Here is a 19284-nt window from a genome sequence, read left to right on the forward strand (position 1 = left end):
GCGGGTGGTTGCGCATTGTGGGGATTACGATGCACGACGATCTCGTCGGGGCTGCGCCTTTTGCCGAGCATGAGCGGGACGCGGTCTACAAGGCGATCCATACGCGGCGCGATGTCCGCGACCAGTTCCTCTCCGACCCTTTGCCGGATAACCTCGTCAGGCGGTTGCTCGAAGCAGCCCATGCGGCGCCTTCTGTCGGCTTCATGCAGCCCTGGAATTTCCTGCTGATCCGCTGCCAAGCGAAACGGCAGGCGGTTTGGGAAGCCTTCGTGCGCGCCAACGAGGAGGCCGAGGCGATGTTCCCGCCGGAGCGTCGCAGCGCTTACCGATCCCTCAAACTCGAGGGTATCCGCAAGGCGCCGCTCAACATCTGCATCACTTGTGACCCCGACCGAGCCGGTCCCGTCGTGCTCGGGCGAACGCATGACGCACGGATGGACGCGTTTTCGACCGTCTGCGCAATCCAGAACCTCTGGCTTGCCGCCCGTGCCGAAGGCGTGGGCCTCGGCTGGGTCAGCATTTTCTATGAGAACGAATTGAAAGCTATCCTCGGCATTCCGCCGCGGGTGCAGATCATCGGCTATCTCTGCATCGGCTATGTCGACACGCTCTACGCAAAGCCGGAACTCGAAGTGAAAGGTTGGCGGAAGCGGCTTTCACTCGATGACCTGATCTTCGAGGACCGCTGGGGCGAGACGCCGGAGGCCACCGTTACTCCTGGAGCGGCTGGGGGCCAGGCGCCGCAGGGTTCCTGAGGTCGATCGTGCCTTTGTCCGACGGCAGGAATGCGGGGCCCACGCGCCGGACATTGAGGCTTGCTTCGTCCAGGGGGCGCTCGGTCGCCGCAGGATGTGCTGCTGGCACTGGCTTCGACTTCGGCGCCATATCGAGCACCGAGGACTGATAATCCGGGACAGCCGGTCTGGGCGTCATGCGCTGATAATACTGCTGCAGGTTACAGCTGCAGGCGGGATCCGCATCGGTCCGGCGGTTGCGGTAGAGGAAGGCGTTCGGCATGTCGCGATAGGGTTGGCCGGTGACGGCCGAAACCATGTCCACCGTCTCGCTGCGCTCGGGCGCGTGGAAGAAGAGCTCGGTCTGTGTGCCGGGGCACATCTGCTCGCACTGGGCGGCGTCGCGGGCGAAATTCATGGCCGAGGTCTGGGACGAGATCGGAAAGAAGCCGCCGTCGCAGGTGCGGACACACAGCGTGCGGACATTTCCGCTTGGCAGGATGCCGAAGGATGGGCGCGGATCGGAATAGGCAGCCTCGGCGGCGCGGTCCGGCCTGTAGGGTTCCTCCAGAGTGTCGAGGTATGGGATGCGCTGCGCTTCCTCTGGTAGCGGCGCCTGGTCGGGCCCGCAGCCATTGGCCTCGAGTGCCGTCACCAGCGCGGCCCTTGCATCGGCGGCCCGGCTTTCGCGAAGATCGGCAAGGCGTGCAGCCAGAATATCGCGGTTTGCCTCCATGCGTGAAATCGCGGTGGCGAGATCTCCGCAGTCATTGCCGCCATCAGGGCGGATCTGGACGATGGAGGAGGTAAGACAGCGAAGGCGGCGCTGGTCCTGGCGTGCCTTGCGCAGCTCCAGATTCTGCTGGGCGATCGCGCTGGCATAACTGTTGATCTCGGGCGAAGGCCCGCCTTGCTCGACCAGAACCAGCCGATCGCGCAGTCGCTCGCAAAGCGCCGAGGCCTCAGCGGCGGTTGGCATGGCCCCGCCCATGAGGAGGATCATGGCGATGGAACTGACTATCCTGCTCGGCACATCCGGATCCCAGTTGGCATTTGCAGGGCAGATGACGGCCCCGACGTATCGCAGGATATCCGAATGTAGATCAAAACGAAATGACGGATGACGTGGCGGATGCGACATGGGCCGCATCCGCCCGAGATGCCGTCACGCTGCGCGCGCGGTGGCGAGCGTCATCTCTTCTTCCAGCACGCTGCCGTCAATCGCGGCCACGGCCTTCATGCGATCCAGAAGCTCATGGGAGACCTCCCAGGAAACGGCGACCGCCTGGACGACGCCGATGCGTTTCGGCTCGCCGATGCGGCTGCCCGGGCAGCCCATGCGCTTGAACATTCGCTCCAGAAAGACATCGGTCACTGTCACGATATGGCTGAGGCCGGAAGCGAGGCCGAGTTCGCCGACCCCGCACATCAGTTCGGCCGCAGCGATCGTCACCTGGTTGCGCGCCCGGTCCTGGGAAATCTCCGGATCGATGCAGAAGCGGCTCGACTCCCAGACTGCTGCGCTGCGGATCTCCGGGCCATCACCGAGCAGGATCGGAAAGGTGTCGTCGAGCATGTTCGGGCCGAGCGTCGGAAGAAGGCGCAGCGAGCCGCGAAGTTTTCCCTTCTCGTCATAGGAGAGGACATAGAGCGGGTTGGCGCGGTCGTAGTCGTCGATTTCCCAGGCTTCCTGGACCTGAACCTCCCAGCCCAAGAGGTCATGGAAGACCCGCTTGCGCAGCCTATGCATGGCGTCGATGTCGGAGGGAAACTGGTTTCGACGCGCGCCGTTGATGATCCTGATCATGCCTTGCTCCTTCTTGCAGACCGAAGCAGGAAGGATGGCGTGCAGCATCATCTTGTTAAACTGGCGGTAGCGACCATTTTGCGATATGCAATCTATGATATTGTCGTACGTTTGCGCTGACTTCAGGACGCCTGAGTATCCGCAAGACGCGGGATCAGCCCTCGCCAGACCGCTTCTGCGACGGCTTGCGCATTGGTGACCACGTCGAGCTTCTGGCGCGCGTTGGCCATGAAATGCCGGATGGTGCGCTCGGATATGCCGAGGATCACAGCCGTCTCCCAGTAGCTCTTGCCCGCGGCAATCCAGGCCAGCGTTTCCCGCTCCCGGCGGGTGAGGGGTGTGGAGGGAATGCGCTTCTGCAGCCCGTCCGTAGCGGCGCTCGCCAGCCGGGCATTCAGCTTCGCTCCGAGGCTCAGAAGGTCGCGATCATGGGCCCGCCGCCACGCGCTGATCTCACTGGGGACGGAGCCGAGGTCCACAAGCAGGCAGCTGTGCCGCCCCGGCAAGGGATAGCCGATGAGATGCTGATCGTGGTCTTTGCTCTTCTGCCAGCCGGAAAAAGCGATCGGCTCCAGGGCCACAAGGACACGCAGGATCTGCTCAACGGCCGCCTTTCGATGCAGGCTTCGGCGGAAGGCATTGGCATTGGTCCTGTGACTGAAGTGGAGGCTGCGGGCCTGCAGACGCCCATCGATGACGTCACCCTCAAGGTAGGTGACCGGACCGGTGCCGTAAGCGTGCTGGATCAGGGACAGAAAAGCCGGGGGATCAAGGATCTCCTGACTGTCCAAGAGATCCAGCAAATCGAAATAGGCCTCCGCTGCTGCCATGCCACTTACCCTAGATTTCAAGGGTAACAATCTCGCGGTTGCAGCTTTGACTTGTCCAGAGGGCATTTCTCAAGCGGCATGCGGCAGCGGGCTGCCGCATGCGGTTGATGGCATCAACCGGCCGGCTGAGAGGCTTCGACGACGGCGAGTGCTGCCATGTTGACAACACCACGCGAGGTCACCGAGGTCGAAAGCACGTGGGCTGGCATGGCAGCACCTAGAAGGATCGGGCCGACATGCAGGGCGTCCATCATGGTGCGGACAATGCCGAGCGAGATATTCGCCGCATCGAGGTTCGGGAAGACTAGGAGATTGGCTTCGCCGGTGAGCGTGCTGTCGGGCATGGCGCGCTTGCGCAGGACTTCGGACAGGGCCGAACCACCCTGCATTTCGCCGTCGACCTCGAGATCCGGGGCGTTCTTGCGGATGATCTCCAAGGCGTGACGCATCTTCGAGGCGCTTGCCGAGGGACGCGAGCCGAAATTCGAATGCGACAGCAGGGCTGCCTTCGGCGTGATTCCGAAGCGGCGGATTTCCTGGGCAGCGAGCATGGTCATCTCGGCCAGTTCTTCTGCACTCGGGTCATCGGTCACGAAGGTGTCGGTGAAGAAGATGGCACCGCGCTGCGAGATCAGCAGGCTCAAGCCGGAATAGTCGCGCACACCCGAGCGCTTGCCGATGATCTGCCGGACGTCGCGGACATGGCGGTCAAAGCGGCCTTCGACACCACAGATCAGGGCATCGGCTTCGCCGCGCTTGACCGCCAGCGCTCCAATCACCGTCGTGTTCGTGCGCACGATCGTGCGGGCGGCTTCCGGGTTGATGCCGGCGCGGCCGACGAGTGCGAAGTAGTCGTCGACATAGTCACGGTAACGCGGATCGTCTTCCGGATTCACCAGCTGGAAGTCCGTGCCGGGCCGGATGCGCAGGCCGTAGCGCTTGAGACGCGTCTCGATGATCTGCGGGCGGCCAATCAGGATCGGTTCGCCGATGCCATCTTCGAGCAGAACCTGGGCAGCGCGCAGCACGCGCTCGTCTTCCCCTTCGGCGAAGATGACGCGTTTCTTCGCAGCCGTCTTGGCGGCGGCGAAGATTGGCTTCATCACGAAGCCGGAGCGGAAGACGAAGCGGTTCAGCTGATCGAGATAGGTGTCGAAATCGGCGATCGGGCGGCGGGCAACGCCGCTGTCGGCGGCCGCCTTCGCAACAGCCGGTGCGATGCGCAGGATGAGGCGCGGATCAAACGGCGAGGGGATCAGATAATCGGGGCCGAAGGTCGGTGTTTCCCCCGTATAGGCGCGGGCGGCGACTTCCGAGACTTCCTCGCGGGCGAGCGCTGCAATAGCGCGTACCGCCGCCATTTTCATCTCTTCATTGATGGTCGTTGCACCGCAATCGAGTGCGCCGCGGAAGATATAGGGGAAGCAGAGGACGTTGTTGACCTGGTTGGGGAAGTCCGAGCGGCCGGTGCAGATCATCGCATCGGGTCGCGCAGCGCGCGCTTCTTCCGGCATGATTTCCGGCTTCGGATTGGCGAGCGCCATGATCAGTGGCTTCGGCGCCATGCGGGCCAGCAGTTCCGGCTTCAGCACGCCGGCGGCCGAAAGGCCAAGGAAGACGTCGGCGTCATCGATGCTTTCGGACAGCGTGCGCTTGTCAGATGGCTGTGCGTAGACTTCCTTCCACGGGTCCATCAACTCGTTGCGGCCCTTGTAGACGAGGCCTTCGATGTCGTGCACCCAGATATTCTCGCGCTTCGCACCCAGGATGACGAGAAGATTGAGGCAGGCAAGGGCTGCGGCGCCCGCGCCAGAGGCGACGATCTTGACGTTCTCGATGCTCTTGCCGGCCAGTTCCAGGCCGTTCAGGATCGCGGCCGCGACGATGATGGCTGTTCCATGCTGGTCGTCATGGAAAACCGGGATGTTCATCTTGGCACGAAGCTGGTCCTCGACCTGGAAGCATTCCGGCGCCTTGATGTCCTCAAGGTTGATACCGCCGAATGTCGGCTCGAGCGCCGAGATGGTCGAGACCATCTGGTCGACGGTCGGCGAGTCGATCTCGATGTCGAAGACGTCGATGCCTGCGAATTTCTTGAAGAGGACGGCCTTGCCTTCCATGACCGGCTTGGAGGCAAGCGGGCCGATATTGCCGAGACCAAGGACGGCCGTGCCGTTCGAAATCACCGCAACGAGGTTGGAGCGCGCGGTGTAATCATCGGCAGCGGCCGGATCATCCTTGATCGCGAGGCACGGGGCGGCAACGCCGGGCGAATAGGCCAGCGCCAGATCGCGCTGGTTGCCGAGCGGCTTGGTGGCCTGAATTTCCAGTTTTCCGGGGCGGGGATAGCGATGGTAGAACAGAGCCTGTTCGTCGAGATCAGCGGTCGGGTTCGCAGCTTGCGGCTTGTTCTTGTCCTGGGAATTCATCGGTCCACCGGCAGTTTCTGGGCTTTAAATCTGGTCTGCCCGTCATACACGAATTGATCGGGAGTGGTAGACTTTAGTTCCGGCTATGCCCAGCAGCGTGTGGTCGGACTGGCGGAGGCCAGGGCCCGGTGGAACAATCGATCACGGCGATGTCATCTTCCTGCAACACGAGTCTGATTAAGCGCTGTCCAGACAGCGAAGAGGACCGTGCCGTGGAAGAAGCCAGCGAAACACGCCATTTCAGGACCCTGTTCATCTCGGATGTGCATCTCGGATCGAAGGCCGCGAAGACGGACTTCCTTCTCGATTTCCTGCGTACCCATGAGGCGGATACCATCATCCTTGTGGGCGATATCGTCGATGGCTGGCGCCTGAAGCGCAGCTGGTACTGGCCGCAGCAGTGCAACGATGTGGTCCAGAAGCTCCTGCGCAAGGCGCGCAAAGGGACGAAGATCATCTATATCCCCGGCAACCACGACGAGTTCATGCGGGACTTCCCCGGCATTCATTTCGGCGGCATCGAAGTTGCCCAGCGCATCGTGCACGAGATGGCGGACGGGAAGAAATACCTCGTGCTGCATGGCGACGAGTTCGACGTCGTGGTCCGCAATGCACGCCTGCTCGCCTATCTCGGCGACTGGGCCTATGACACCGCCATTGCCATCAACGTGATGCTCGCGGCCATCCGCCGTCGTCTCGGCATGCCCTACTGGTCCTTCTCGGCCTGGGCCAAGTTGCAGGTGAAGCACGCGGTGAATTTCATCGGCGAGTTCCAGCGGGTCGTGGCGGACGAGGCGCGTCGCGCCGAGGTGGATGGCGTCATCTGTGGCCATATCCACCATGCGGTCATGGAAGACATCGACGGCATCCATTACGTCAACACCGGTGACTGGGTCGAAAGCTGCACGGCAATTGCCGAGCACCCGGACGGTCGCCTGGAATTGATCTCCTGGGGCCACAAGATCAGCGAAGTGCCGGCCGGCAAACGGGCAGGCAAACTCGTGCCGATCCTGTTGCCCAAGCCAATGCCGGAAGCCGCTCAGGACGACGGTATCCGCGCCGCCTGACGACGCTGCCTGTTGCAAAGCGGTCATGGCCGCCTGCAATCGGATTGGAAAACGCAATTAACGGTTTGCAAAGGATTTCTTCGCGGGCGGCGATGGTTATAGTGTGCAGCCATCTGTCACGTGATTTGCGCAACCGGATCCCCCGGCGCGAATTTGGAAGTTGTCGCCACCTTGAGTTCGGTTGAGCCAGAAAATGCCCGCATTGACATCGAGGAACAGCCGGGCGGCAACGGTCGGCTGATCCGCCTTGCCGGTCGCTGGAAAAACAACTCCCTGAGCGCGATGATCAAGTCCGCCGGGCCACTGGTGGATGCCGGCGGTTCCGGGCACGAGACGATCGACCTCAGCGGCGTGACCGGCATGGACACGGCCGGTGCCTGGCTCATCCGTCGCTTCGTCACGGAGCAGCGCGAGCGGGGAGGTTCCGTCGAAATCGTCGGCGGTACTGCCGGCATGCGCGAATTGATCGAGGCGCTTCCCGAACATGTCACGGCGCCTGAAAAGCCGGTCGATCACCGCACCCGGTTCGAGCGCGTCTTCGAACCCGTCGGAAAAGTCACCCTAAGCCTCTGGGGCGACATCGTCGCGATGATGTTCGTTCTGGGCTCTGCCGTTCGCGGCGCCCAGACCAAGCTCGGCCGTGGGGCAGGGGTCTCGCCTGCTTCCGTCGTTAATCAGCTCGACCATATGGGCGTCCGGGCTGTCCCGATCATCACGCTCATGTCTTTCCTGATCGGCGCGATCATCGCGCAGCAGGGGGCATTCCAGCTGCGCTATTTCGGCGCCGAGGTCTTTGTCGTCGATCTCGTCGGCATTCTGCAGTTGCGCGAAATCGGCGTGCTCTTGACCGCCATCATGATCGCGGGGCGCTCCGGCAGTGCGATCACGGCCGAGATCGGCTCGATGAAGATGCGTGAAGAAATCGACGCGCTCAAGGTGATTGGGCTCAACCCGATCGGTGTCCTGGTCTTTCCGCGGCTGGTGGCGCTGACGATCGCGCTGCCCCTGCTGACCATCGTCGCGAACTTTGCGGCCCTTTACGGCGCTGCAGTGGTCGCCTGGGGCTATTCCGGTATCACCTTCGACGTCTTCATCACCCGCCTGCACGAAGCCGTCGATTATTCGACGCTGGCCACCGGCATGATCAAGGCGCCGTTCATGGCGCTGATCATCGGCATCATCGCCGCTGTCGAAGGCATGAAGGTGGGCGGCAGTGCCGAATCGCTCGGTCGCCATGTCACGGCATCCGTGGTGAAGTCGATCTTTGTCGTCATCCTCGTGGACGGGCTGTTTGCCATGTTCTACGCAGCCATCGATTTCTGAGGAGGGCCCGGTGAACGAAAGACCTTCCGAAGAGCGCGAGATCATCCTGTCGGTCCAGGATCTGACCGTCGGCTTTGGCGACAAGATCGTCCTCGACAAGTTGAACCTCGATATCTATCGCGGCGAAATTCTCGGCTTCGTGGGCGCCTCCGGTGCCGGCAAGTCGGTGCTGATGCGCACGGTTCTGAGGCTTCTCCCACGGCGTTCCGGCAAGATCGAGATCCTCGGTGCGGATTACGATGCGGTGGATGATGCACAGCGCATGACGCTCGACACACGCCTGGGGGTTCTTTTCCAGCACGGCGCCCTATTTTCGGCATTGACCGTGAAGGAGAATATCCAGCTGCCGATGCGCGAATACCTGGACCTGCCGCAATGGCTGATGGACGAACTCGCCTATCTGAAGATCGACCTCGTCGGTCTGAAGCCTGATGCCGCAGACAAATATCCCTCGGAACTCTCGGGCGGCATGATCAAGCGCGCGGCTCTGGCGCGTGCGCTGGCGCTCGATCCGGATCTCGTCTTCCTCGACGAGCCAACCTCCGGTCTCGATCCAATCGGTGCCGCCGAATTCGATGATTTGATTGCGCAGCTGCGCGATACCCTTGGATTGACGGTCTATATGGTGACCCACGATCTCGACAGCCTGTTCTCCGTCTGCGACCGTATCGCGGTTCTCGGACAGAAGAAGGTTCTGGTCGAGGGGACGCTGGACGACATGCTCGCCTTCGATGATGCGTGGGTGCAATCCTATTTCAGGGGCAAACGTGCCCGTTCCATTCCCCGGGCGGAGTCTTCCGCCGGACATCCGGTAGAGTGAGCCATGGAAACCAAAGCCAATTACGCCATAGTCGGATTCTTCACGATGATGGTCATCGGGGCCGCCTTTGGTTTCGTCTATTGGATGGCGGAATATGGACGCGGCGGCGAGATGGCGCCGCTCGCCATCCGTATTCCGGGCTCGGCCAATGGTCTGAGCATCGGTTCTCCGGTGCGCTTCAACGGCATTTCCGTCGGATCGGTCCGCAATCTCTATATCGATAACGAGGATCCGAACTTCTCCGTCGCCTTTACCGAGGTGCGCGCCGATGCGCCTGTCACGTCTGGGACGAAGGCCGTGCTCGAGATCCAGGGTCTGACGGGCGCCGCCTATGTCGAGCTTTCGGGTGGCGGTCCGGGTTCGGGCGACGCCATTCTTCAGCGGGCGCTTGACACAGGCGAACCGGCGATCCTTACGGCCGAACAGTCCAGCGTGACCAATCTTCTGTCGACGGCCGACCGGATCCTGCAGCGTGCCGATGGCGCGGTCGCGGAATTGCAGGGCTTCATCGCCGATGCGCGCGGGCCGCTCACCAACACGGTGCGCAATGCCGAGACATTCTCGAAATCGCTGGCCGACAATGCGGCCGGCATCGACCAGTTTCTCCAGAGCGTGAGCGCGCTGTCGGACTCCGTCGCCGGTCTGTCGGGCCGTCTCGATTCCACGCTCTCTGCTGCGGAAGACCTGTTCAGGTCGTTGAATTCCGACAAGATCGACCAGATCCTCGCCAACACCGAACGGGCGACCGCAAGCTTTGCCGAGGCCTCGAACCGCATCGGGCCGGCGATCGACAGCTTCCGCGAGACTGCCGACACCTTCCAGCGCTTCGGCAACAATGCCGACCAGACGCTCCAGAAGGTCTCCCGTCTGATCGATGCGGTGGACAGCCAGAAGATCGGTCGCGTGGTCGACGACGTCTCCGTTGCCTCGGCCGATGCGCGCGAGGCCATTGCCGGCTTCCGCGACTTGTCGAACAGCATCACGGGCCGCAAGGACGATATCGATCGCGCGATCGACGACTTCACGCAGCTTGCCAATCGTCTGAACAACGCGTCGACACAGGTCGACGGGATCCTGCGCAAGGTGGACAGTTTCCTCGGTTCGGGTGAAGCGGATTCGCTTAGCGCACAAGCGCGCCGGACGCTCGAGTCGATCCGCCTTGCCGCCGAGAACCTCAATGCGCGCATCGGGCCGATCGCCGAAAATCTGCAGCGCTTCTCGTCGACCGGACTGCGTGACATTCAGACGCTGGTCAACGACACGCGCAACACCGTGCGCGGCCTGAACGACGCGATCACCAATTTCGACGACGACCCGCAGCGCCTTCTCTTCGGTGGCGACACCGTGAAGGAATTCGACGGACGGACGCGCCGATGACGAGAACATCCCGAAAGGACGACAGAATGGACAGGAACGGGGCGAGCGAGTTTTCCGTGATGCGGTTGCGCCGGTTGCTTTCGGTGACCGCGCTCGTTCCGGCACTCGGGCTCGGGCTTGCCGCCTGCGGCTCGAAGGCGGTCAACGACACCTTCGACCTGACGGCCTCCGTCAGCGAGATCGCGACACCTGCCAGCGCCCGTAACCGGCAGCTGCTGGTTGCCGATCCCTCGGCATTGAAGGCGCTCGACAGCGAGCAGATCCTCGTGCGCGTCTCGGGCGCCGAAATCCAGTATCTGTCACAGTCGCAGTGGAGCGACCGCCTGACGCGCGTCGTCCAGTCCAAGCTGGTCGAAGCCTTCGAGAACACCAATCGCCTTGGTGGCGTTGGCAAGCCGGGCCAGGGCCTGGCGATCGACTACCAGCTCATCACCGACGTTCGCGCATTCGAGATTTCCGCCGAAGGTGCCGACCGTGGCGTCGTCGAGATCTCAGCCAAGTTGCTCAACGACCGCAATGGCACGGTCAGGGCGCAACGGGTGTTCCGTGCCGAAGTCCCGTCTTCGGGAACCGACAACGCCGCCTATGTTGCTGCACTGGATCGGGCCTTTGCCCGCGTGACGGCGGATATCGTCGGCTGGACGCTTCAGTCCATGTGACACCTGCCGACCCAGGCAATCAGCACATGAAAAACCCCGGAGCGCCGATGCGGTCCGGGGTTTTCTTTGTGAAGCGAGAGAGCCGGCTGCCCGGCTCTCTTTTTGTTTCTTAGCTGAAGCGACCGGCGGCGTGGGCGAGCATGGTGTACACCTTGCCCGTGTCCGAGGTCAGGTAGGACTGGGTGATCGACTTGTCGCGATCGGTGCGGGCGACATCTGCCAGCAGCTTCTCGAAATCGGCGATGTAGCGGTCGACTGCGACGCGGAATTCCGGCTCGCGGTCATACTTGCGCTTGATCTCGTCGAAGGTCTGCTGGCCCTTCAGCGTGTAGAGGCGGCGCGTGAAGATGTCGCGTTCGCCGCGCTGGTAGCGGCGCCACAGATCGACCGAGGCGTCGTGGTCGATGGCGCGGGCGATGTCGACCGAAAGCGAGTTCAGCGATTCGACCATGTGACGCGGATTGCGCGTGTCACCTTGACGGGCGGGCTGGCTTTCGGCGACCGGGCGCTGGGGTGCCGGGGCCGGGCGTGCCGGGGCAGGGGCTTCCGCGGGTTCCTCACGGGAGGCGCCACGGAGCAAGTCGCTGATCCAGCCGCCGCCTTCTGCACGCGTGGTGGCTGCGGTCGACTGCGTGTAGGGCTCGGTCGCACCCAGGCTGCCACGCAGGCCGAGGCTTTCGGTCTGACGGGCCGGCTGCGGAGCAGCTGCCGGACGGCGGACCGGTTCAGGCTGGGCTTCCGCGAGACGACGCGCCACGGGTTCCGAGATCTCCAGCGTCTGGCTGGTGCGGCCGACGAGCTGGGAAATGTCCTGCAGGGCCTTGATCTGCTCGGCGACGGCGCGGCGCATCTGGGCCGCGCTTTCCTTGGCTTCCTCGGGCAGGTCGAAGGCGCCGCGCTTCAATTCGTTGCGCGTCAGGTCGAGCTCCTTACGGATGTCGACGGCCGAGCGGCGGATCTCGTCCGTTGCGCCGGTGAAGCGGGCAACCGCCTCGTTGACGGCTTCCTGCATGGCCTGGCGCAGGGCTGCGGCAGCACCTTCCGACTTGCGGCCTGCCTCGCCGAGGAGGTGGTCGATGTCGTTGAGGGAGACCGCGAGACCACCGCGCAGGCGGTTTGCGAGTTCGCCCGAACGCTTCTCCGCCTCGCTCAGCGTCTTGTCGATCGACTGCTGGGCTTCCTGTTCGGCGGAGAGAAGGGCGTTGCGCATATTGGCCGCGGTGATCTGCGCCTTCTTCTCGGTCTCGCCGAGCATCTGTCCAACATCGGAGAACGATGCCTGGACGCTGTCGCGCATGCTGGCGGCTGTCGACTGCGCCCGCTTTTCGGTCTCGCCGAGGATCTGGCCGATATCGGTGAAGGAGGCCTGCACGCTCTGGCGCAGATTGCCAGCCATCTGGCCCGAACGCTGCTCGGCGCGATCGAACGCCGTCTCGACCATCTTGCCGAGCGACTGCATCGTCGTTTCGATTTCTTCCGAACGCTTGACGAGGCCGATCGATAGGTCGCGCAGGGCCTGCTGACGCTCTTCCAGCGTGCCGACGAGGTTCGACTGGGCCGCCGAGAGAAGCTCCGATGCCTTGCCCAGAACCTGCGTATGGTCGCCGAAGCGGCTGACGATCGAGGAGACCTGCTGCAGCGTTTCGCCGGAAACCGCGGTCAGGCGGCCGAGCTTGTCGTCGAGCAGGCGGTTGGAGGTCGACAGCATGTCGGTCGCCTGGGTCGCCGTCTCGTTGAAGCGGTTGGCGGTCGCGCCGAGGCGGCTGTCGAGTGAGCCGATGCTCTGAACGGCCTGATCGATCATCGAAGACAGGCCGGCATTGCTGTCGCCCAGACGCTCGATGAGCTGCGAGGCGCTTGCCACGAGGTTCTGTTCGGCGGTGCTGAGGGTCGAGACGGCGCGGTCGGTGCGCTGGCTGATGGCATCGACCAGAGCAGCATTTTCGCTGCGCAGGCGTTCTGCACTCTGCTCTGCGGCGGCTGCGATCTGCTCGGCGGCGGCGCGGCCCGTTTCGGCATAGGATGCCACGACCGGGATGGCCTTTTCATCGATCAGGCGTGACAGTTCTGCCGAGCGCGTCGAGAGCATGGAGTTGAGCTCGCGGGTACGATCGTCGAGAACCGAGCGGATGGAGTTGCCACGCGCTTCGAGCGCCTTCTCCACCGCGTTCATCGTGGTCGCGAGTTCCTGGGTGTTTCCGGAGATCGCATCGCGGATGGAGTTGCCGCGGGCCTCGAGTGCCTTTTCTGCCTCGTTCATGGCATCGGCAAGTTCCCGCGTATTGCCGGAGATTGCTTCACGGATCGCGGCTGCGCGCTGCTCGAGCGTCGTGCTGACTTCGCCGAGCGTGCCGGAGAGGTTCGCGACCTGCGCGCTGACCAGGGCTTCGGCTTGCGAAACCTTGTTGCTGATGACATCGCCGGCTTGGGAGAAGGTTTCGGCGATCGTCGCAGCCTGGCCCGCGAGGCGGTTCTGCGTATCCGTGATGCGCTTTGCCAGTTCCTCGGACCGCTCCTCGACCGTCCGGTTCAGCTCGGCGCTGCGCTCACCGATCTGCTCGGCAAACTGCGAGGTGGTGGCGGTCAGGCGATCGACCGAGCGCTGGGCTTCGGCATCCAGATCGCGGGCGGCGTCGGTGACGGCACTGCGCAGAGCCGTTGCAAGGCCGGCGGCCTTGCCTTCGATCGTGCGGTTGACGTTTTCAAGACCGATGTTGAGTGCGCGGTCCATGGTCGCCAGACGCTCTTCGATGACAGGCGTGCGGGTGTCGAAGGTTTCCGCGACGCGGTTCGTGCCTTCGTCGAGAGCCTGGGCGACGCGCATCGAGGCTTCGTTGCCGACGCGCTCGATCGTGGAGACCTTTTCGTCGAGGCGTGCGGCGAACTTCTCGCCAGCATCGTTGACGCGGGCGTCGACACCGTCGAGGCCGTTGCGCAGGCGGTCTTCAAGCGTGCCGAGGCTCTGTTCGATCCGGGTGCTCGTCTCGTCGAGGCGGCTGGCCATGCCGGTGACCGACTGTTCGACGGTGCCCGAGAAGCCCTGTGCCGAGCGGGTGATGTCTTCGGCCGCCTCGCGGATCTGGTCGGTGAGGGCACCGGCCGTGCCGCGCAGACGCTCGTCCAAGGCGCGGCTTGAGTCGTCGATGGCCTTGCGCAGGTTTTCCTCGTGATCTTCCAGGCTCATTTCGAGCATGCCGGCGCTGGCGGCAATCGAGGCGCCAATCGACGTGGCGTGCTCGCCGAGGCTCGTCTCGAGCGTGCTGCGGGCGTCGTTGAGCGTCAGCGAGATCGCCTGTGTGCGGTCGTCGAGGGTGGCGCGGATGCGTTCATGCGTGTCGACAAGACGACCGTCGATCGCCTCGACGCCCTGCTCGATCGTCTGCGCGATCCGGTCGGTGTTCTCGCCAAGCGTCGTGGCCAAGGCGCCGGAGGCTGCTTCGAGGCTTGCGCGGAGGTTCGCGCCTGTTTCGGCAATACGTCCGTCGATATCACCGACACCCGAGGTCAGCGTTTCGGCGATGCGAGTTGCATTGTCGTCCAGCGTCTGGGCGATCGCGCCGGATGCGGAGGTCAGAATCTCGCCGAGGTTCCGTTCGCTGCTGCCGAGCTTGTTTTCCAACTCGCCAATGCCGGAGGCAAGAGTCTCCGAGATGCGGCCGGTCGTCTGGCCGAGCGTGCGCTCGATGTCGCCACTGGCATCTTCGAGCGTCGAAGCGAGGTAGGAGGTGTGGCTGGCAAGCGAGAGCTCGAGACGCTCCTGGTTGTCGCCATAGGCCGTGCGGATCGCCTCGGCCTTTTCGGTAAAGGCTGCGTCGATGCGACGATCGGCATCGGCCACCGTCTCGATGATCGCGGAGGCGCGCTGGCTCAGCGTCTCGTCGATGCGGCGCTGGCTGTCGTTCAGCGTCTCGGAGAGATCCTGGGTACGGGCGGTCAGGGTCAGGTCGAGTTCGAGGCTCTTGGTGTTGAGCGCGTCGATCAGCTGTTCGCTCTGACCCTCGACCAGGGTCGCGATGCCGCGGGCCTTGACGTCGAGCGTCTCGGCGAAACGATCCTGGTTGGCTTCCAGTGCATTGACGATGTGCTCGGCGCGGCTCGACAGCGTCTGCTCGAAGCGCGACTGGTTGTCGGTGAGCGCGTTGTAGAGCGAGCCGCTGCGCTCCTCCATGACTTGATCGATGCGCTTCTGGGCGCTTTCCAGGCTTTCGGTCAGCGCGACTGCGCGGGCAGACATCGCGTCCGCGATCTCCTGCGCGCGGTCCGACATCGAGCTATCCAGCATTTCCTGGCTCGTGCTCAGGGTCATCGCAAGCGCCAGCGACTGGTCGGTCAGGGTGGAGCCCAGGCGTTCGATGCTGGAGTTCAGGATGCCGCTGATCGAATCGGTCCCGCCGTTCACGGTCTCGTTGATACGGGCGAGGCTTTCCATGAGCTTCGAATCGAGCGATCCCGAACGCTGGTCGAATGCGCTGGCGAATTCGGCGACGCGCTGGTCGAAGGTCGCATTGATCTGGCCGATCGTCGTCTGGAAGCGGTCCTCGAAGAGGCCGGATCGCAGGTCGAGATCGACGATCGCGTCGTCGGCGCTCGCCTGAAGGCTCTGACGGAAGCTGCGGCCACGCTCGTCGAGCGAGCTGTTGAGGCGGGAAAGCACGTCGTCGAGCGACGAGGCGATCGAGCTTTCGCTGCCCTTGAGGGTCTCCGCGATGTCGCGGGTCCGCTCGACCAGGGTTTCGTTCAGCTGGCGGGCGCGCTCGTTGAGAGCAGCGTTCAGCTTCTCGGTATTGGCATCGAGCGTTGAGGCCCGGGTCTCGAATTCACCGAGCAGTTCGCGACCGCGCTGGCTCAGCGTCGAGGTCAGTGACTGCAGCTGGGTGTCGAACTCGTTGGACAGCGACATGCCCGATGCGGCCAGCGTCTGCACCATGGTCTCGGTCTTGTGCGCGAGCAGCGAACCAAGCGCGGTCACAGCCGCGTCGGACTTTTCCATGATCGTCGCAGCGCGCGTGTCGATCATCGAGGCGAAAGCTTCGCCCGACGTCTGCAGTCGAACCGAAATTTCCTCGGTCGCGAGCGACAGCTCTTCCTTCAGCTGTTCATGGGCACCGACGATCGACGACCGGATGCGCTCCGCGTGATTGACGATGGCATCACGCTCGGCGCCCAGTTCGTGCACGAGACCACGGACGCGCAGTTCGTTGTCGGTATAGCTGCGCTCAAGCGCGGTGACTTCGGAATGGACGAGCGTTTCGAGTTCGGTGGCGCGAGCGATCGTGCGTTCGATGCCCTCGTTCATCGCCGAAACTTCGCGCCGGACGGCCTGGCCGACCGTCATGATGCGTTCAGAGGCGATGGTTTCCGGCTCTGCGAGACGAAGGGCCACTTCGGCCATGGAGCGGGCGGCATTGCGCAGGTCGTGCGCACGCGCCATCATGATGGCGAAAGCAAAGAAGAGCATGATCGGCAGGAAGGTGCCGACGACAATGGCAACGACGCCCGGCGTGGCGACGATGTCCGCGATGGACGGGGCCTGCCAGATGCTGCTGCCGTAAAGGAGTTGGGTGAGGCCGAGTGCGCCGAGCACCCAGAGCGCGGACACGATACCGGCATTGCGGAGGGCTGAGGTCAGCGAGGCGCCGTCGAGCGTCTTGAGGATCGCGTTGGGCGTGCGGCGCGAACCGTCATTGGCGGGCGCGAAGGCCGGCGCCTTGGGTGCCGGTTCGGGATTGAGTTCGCCGGCGCGCGCAGAGCGGCGCTCGATCGTCTTCTTGGACGCAGACCGCGGGATACTATCTGACACAGGGGCCTCCGGGGCGTGCATTTTGGACCGTGCCTTGGCAGGCGCGGCGGACTCCTCGCCCTCGAAATCGATGCTCAGGGCCGCCTCGAGAGCCTGGAACGCGTTCTCGTCAATCGAGTCGGTCTTCTTGTTCGCCATAGGGTTACGCCTCGTTACCGCTTACTCTCGGCAGGGGGACGCAGACAGCGATGCCGCTCATCGCCAGGCTCCGTCCTGATCCTACCGTTCACTTGAGGTCCCGCCTGTCGCCACGCCAGACGAAATCTCTTCTTTCGCAGTCGGACTGCTCGCCGCCGGCATTCCCGCCGGAAGTTCTAGCACCGACTGGCTTTCGGGCAAACTTCACGCAGTTTTGCCCAATCAACCGTATCGTACTGACACATTTGCCCATGCGATACAATTAACGCGGTTCCCGGGGTCCAGCGCCCCTTGCTCTTGTTAACAGTATTTCAATCAAGGTTTCGGCCGAAAAGCCAGTCTGTATCGGGGTTTAATTCGCGTTAACCATAGCGAAAGCTTTTTGGCCCAATCCCCGGGGTTTTTAACGGGATGCCCATTGCCGCGCCGCAAAGTCTGGTCACCAAAAACAAGAAAACCAAGGATGAGTGGCATGGCAGCAGCAGTCAATATCGCGTTCGATGCGCCCGACAACCTCGTTGGCCCGACGCCCTCCCGGGAACGTCCGATCGATCTCGTTCACCTCGCGGCTCAGACCAAGGGGGACAAGGCGGTCGAAATCGAGATCCTCCAGATGTTTGCCCGCCAGGCGCGGGGATGCCTCACCGCCATCTCCGCCGGGCGCAACAAGGTTGAGGTCAAGGCTGCGGCCAATCGTCTGCGCAACGCCGCGATGGCGGTCGGCGCTTTGCGGGTTGCCGGTGCCGCCGATCTGATCGAGACCAAGGGCGCCAATGCCGATGCGCTCGCCTCCGTTGCGGCGGCCGTGCTCGAGGCTGAGCATTTCATCCTGAAGCTTGCCCGCTGAACGACGCTGTTTGAATGCGATCCACTGATCGCTTCGCCGTGAGTTGACTGACTTTCCGATTTAAGAGATGACTTCGCCGGTTTTCACAAGGCGACATCTGGACAGGCACTCATGGCAAATATCAGCATCATCGCATTCGACGGCACTCGTTTCGACATCGCGGCAGCCGATGGCTCCACGGTCATGGAAAATGCCGTCCGCAACTCGGTCCCCGGGATCGATGCCGAATGCGGCGGCGCCTGCGCCTGTGCCACCTGTCATGTCTATGTCGACGACGCCTGGACCGAGAAGGTCGGCCAGCCGTCGCCGATGGAGGAAGACATGCTCGACTTTGCCGTGGATGTACGGCCGACGTCGCGTCTTTCCTGTCAGATCAAGGTGACGGCGGCGCTGGACGGCCTCGTCGTCCATGTGCCCGAGCGTCAGGGCTGACATCTCCTGTCAGCGCTACCCGCGAAAAAAGGCCCCGCTTCCGTCAGACGAAAGCGGGGCAAGGGGGCGCATCGCCAACCAGGCGAGGGAGGAAGCACCTGTGGCACCAGGACGCGCCGGGAGAACGGGGAAATCGGTTACGCTTAATCAACGTATTCGATGACACTTATATTTCAGTTTTGTATCAAGAGCCACGCCGAGAAATTGCCGGTTATTCACAGGCGGAGGCGCAAGGCTCGGGCAAGCCGCAGCATGGCGGCAACACTCACCCTCGTAATTTAGGGGTGAATTCTACTGGTTTTCTTGGGATGCACGGCGATATCGCAGGATCCGCAGCATGCGATCCTGAAAGTTCTTCGCCTCGATCCTGTCGAATCGCATCTGCGCCTCGTCGTGGGCCGCAGTGACCTCTTCCGTGACCTCTCCCACGCGCTCCTGCAGGATTTCGCAGTCCCGCTCCGGCCGCAGCTTCAGAAGGCGTTGCTCCAGGAGTTTCGCATGCTGGCGGGCGATTTCGGCATGACGTTCTTCGTGACGCTTGATGTCGGAGGCGAGGGCATCCCAAAGAGTGGCCATGTCCTGCGTCGCGCGCTTGCGGTTCTTCCAGCGCGGGAGGATGAGTTTGGTCTCGACGGTAACGCGGACATCGTCGACGGCGCAGCGATTGCCGCGTCTCGTGTAAGTCATGTCGCCGCCAAAGCGGATCTGGGTGGCGCCGGGATGACGATTGCCGCTCGCCTGGGTGAACGGACCCTTGCGTGACAGTTCCGCATCGATGTCGGCTGCGGTTCGCCCGCCAATCTGGAAATAGCTGATGGACTTGCGAACCACCACGTCGGCACTGGCCGAGGGTGGCAGGGAGATGCCGATCAGGACAGCCAAGGTGACGGCGGCCCGAAGACGGCGGGAGTGCTTCATTCTTTTTTCCGCAATGTTGTATTCGCCGCGCCCTTGGGGCATAGCCAAACCCGATCTGCACTATCGCAGCTTCGCCGAAATACGTCGAGAGGATACAGGGTCG

The 19284-nt window shown here is 63.1% G+C and carries 14 protein-coding genes; 8 read left to right on the forward strand and 6 right to left on the reverse strand.

Annotated features, from left to right (window positions below; all coding sequences use genetic code 11):
• The first annotated feature begins 29 nt into the window (after positions 1–29).
• Positions 30–755, forward strand: coding sequence for a 5,6-dimethylbenzimidazole synthase (gene bluB / locus FAA86_RS14165; RefSeq protein WP_136541583.1), 726 nt, complete (start codon positions 30–32; stop codon positions 753–755).
• On the opposite strand, the gene FAA86_RS14170 is transcribed toward bluB, so the two are convergent.
• The 4 genes from FAA86_RS14170 to FAA86_RS14185 form a co-directional block, all read right to left on the reverse strand.
• On the reverse strand, positions 712–1767 hold the full coding sequence (locus FAA86_RS14170; protein ID WP_167494984.1) for a DUF2865 domain-containing protein: 1056 nt from the start codon (positions 1765–1767) through the stop codon (positions 712–714). The two genes, bluB and FAA86_RS14170, sit on opposite strands and share 44 nt — an antisense overlap.
• A 132-nt stretch (positions 1768–1899) precedes the next feature.
• A complete protein-coding gene (locus FAA86_RS14175; protein ID WP_136541587.1) occupies positions 1900–2541 on the reverse strand; it encodes an acyl-homoserine-lactone synthase in 642 nt (213 codons plus the stop codon).
• A gap of 122 nt (positions 2542–2663) precedes the next feature.
• On the reverse strand, positions 2664–3371 hold the full coding sequence (locus FAA86_RS24830; RefSeq protein WP_205910037.1) for a helix-turn-helix transcriptional regulator: 708 nt from the start codon (positions 3369–3371) through the stop codon (positions 2664–2666).
• A 113-nt stretch (positions 3372–3484) separates the two neighbouring features.
• Complete coding sequence (locus tag FAA86_RS14185) at positions 3485–5800, reverse strand: NADP-dependent malic enzyme (RefSeq protein WP_136541591.1); 2316 nt, start codon at positions 5798–5800, stop codon at positions 3485–3487.
• Positions 5801–5949: 149 nt separating this feature from the next.
• Between FAA86_RS14185 and FAA86_RS14190 the strand changes: the two genes are divergently transcribed.
• The 5 genes from FAA86_RS14190 (at position 5950) to FAA86_RS14210 (ending at position 11046) form a co-directional block, all read left to right on the forward strand.
• A complete protein-coding gene (locus FAA86_RS14190; RefSeq protein WP_374725540.1) occupies positions 5950–6867 on the forward strand; it encodes a UDP-2,3-diacylglucosamine diphosphatase in 918 nt (305 codons plus the stop codon).
• A 171-nt stretch (positions 6868–7038) separates the two neighbouring features.
• The gene (locus FAA86_RS14195) at positions 7039–8190 is read left to right on the forward strand and encodes an ABC transporter permease (RefSeq protein WP_136541595.1); all 1152 of its coding nucleotides are present in this window, start codon (positions 7039–7041) and stop codon (positions 8188–8190) included.
• 10 nt (positions 8191–8200) lie between these two features.
• Positions 8201–9010 carry an ABC transporter ATP-binding protein gene (locus tag FAA86_RS14200; RefSeq protein WP_246035079.1) on the forward strand — a complete coding sequence of 270 codons (810 nt, stop codon included), beginning with the start codon at positions 8201–8203 and terminating at the stop codon, positions 9008–9010.
• Positions 9011–9013: 3 nt separating this feature from the next.
• A complete protein-coding gene (locus tag FAA86_RS14205; RefSeq protein ID WP_136541597.1) occupies positions 9014–10387 on the forward strand; it encodes an MlaD family protein in 1374 nt (457 codons plus the stop codon).
• Between the two features lie 26 nt (positions 10388–10413).
• On the forward strand, positions 10414–11046 hold the full coding sequence (locus FAA86_RS14210; protein ID WP_377343345.1) for an ABC-type transport auxiliary lipoprotein family protein: 633 nt from the start codon (positions 10414–10416) through the stop codon (positions 11044–11046).
• 109 nt (positions 11047–11155) lie between these two features.
• On the opposite strand, the gene FAA86_RS14215 is transcribed toward FAA86_RS14210, so the two are convergent.
• On the reverse strand, positions 11156–16984 hold the full coding sequence (locus FAA86_RS14215; protein WP_136541599.1) for an apolipoprotein A-IV repeat region-like domain-containing protein: 5829 nt from the start codon (positions 16982–16984) through the stop codon (positions 11156–11158).
• A gap of 463 nt (positions 16985–17447) precedes the next feature.
• Between FAA86_RS14215 and FAA86_RS14220 the strand changes: the two genes are divergently transcribed.
• Positions 17448–17831 (forward strand): Hpt domain-containing protein, encoded by a 384-nt coding sequence (locus FAA86_RS14220; RefSeq protein WP_113459538.1) that lies wholly within the window; start codon positions 17448–17450, stop codon positions 17829–17831.
• 111 nt (positions 17832–17942) lie between these two features.
• Positions 17943–18263 carry a 2Fe-2S iron-sulfur cluster-binding protein gene (locus FAA86_RS14225; RefSeq protein WP_113459539.1) on the forward strand — a complete coding sequence of 107 codons (321 nt, stop codon included), beginning with the start codon at positions 17943–17945 and terminating at the stop codon, positions 18261–18263.
• 291 nt (positions 18264–18554) lie between these two features.
• Here the strand turns inward: FAA86_RS14225 and FAA86_RS14230 are convergent, their stop codons facing one another.
• A complete protein-coding gene (locus tag FAA86_RS14230; RefSeq protein ID WP_136541601.1) occupies positions 18555–19181 on the reverse strand; it encodes a DUF922 domain-containing Zn-dependent protease in 627 nt (208 codons plus the stop codon).
• Between the last annotated feature and the right edge of the window lie 103 nt (positions 19182–19284).

This window comes from Rhizobium rosettiformans W3 (assembly GCF_004912135.1).
In the GTDB taxonomy this organism is placed as follows: domain Bacteria; phylum Pseudomonadota; class Alphaproteobacteria; order Rhizobiales; family Rhizobiaceae; genus Allorhizobium; species Allorhizobium rosettiformans.

What these genes read in the sequence shown, in the direction of transcription:
- bluB (WP_136541583.1), top strand. Translation starts at nt 30, where the DNA reads ATGCACGACGATCTCGTCGGGGCTGCGCCTTTTGCCGAGCATGAGCGG.
- FAA86_RS14175 (WP_136541587.1), bottom strand. Translation starts at nt 2,541, where the DNA reads ATGATCAGGATCATCAACGGCGCGCGTCGAAACCAGTTTCCCTCCGAC.
- FAA86_RS24830 (WP_205910037.1), bottom strand. Translation starts at nt 3,371, where the DNA reads ATGGCAGCAGCGGAGGCCTATTTCGATTTGCTGGATCTCTTGGACAGT.
- FAA86_RS14185 (WP_136541591.1), bottom strand. Translation starts at nt 5,800, where the DNA reads ATGAATTCCCAGGACAAGAACAAGCCGCAAGCTGCGAACCCGACCGCT.
- FAA86_RS14190 (WP_374725540.1), top strand. Translation starts at nt 5,950, where the DNA reads ATGTCATCTTCCTGCAACACGAGTCTGATTAAGCGCTGTCCAGACAGC.
- FAA86_RS14205 (WP_136541597.1), top strand. Translation starts at nt 9,014, where the DNA reads ATGGAAACCAAAGCCAATTACGCCATAGTCGGATTCTTCACGATGATG.
- FAA86_RS14210 (WP_377343345.1), top strand. Translation starts at nt 10,414, where the DNA reads ATGGACAGGAACGGGGCGAGCGAGTTTTCCGTGATGCGGTTGCGCCGG.
- FAA86_RS14215 (WP_136541599.1), bottom strand. Translation starts at nt 16,984, where the DNA reads ATGGCGAACAAGAAGACCGACTCGATTGACGAGAACGCGTTCCAGGCT.
- FAA86_RS14220 (WP_113459538.1), top strand. Translation starts at nt 17,448, where the DNA reads ATGAGTGGCATGGCAGCAGCAGTCAATATCGCGTTCGATGCGCCCGAC.
- FAA86_RS14225 (WP_113459539.1), top strand. Translation starts at nt 17,943, where the DNA reads ATGGCAAATATCAGCATCATCGCATTCGACGGCACTCGTTTCGACATC.
- FAA86_RS14230 (WP_136541601.1), bottom strand. Translation starts at nt 19,181, where the DNA reads ATGAAGCACTCCCGCCGTCTTCGGGCCGCCGTCACCTTGGCTGTCCTG.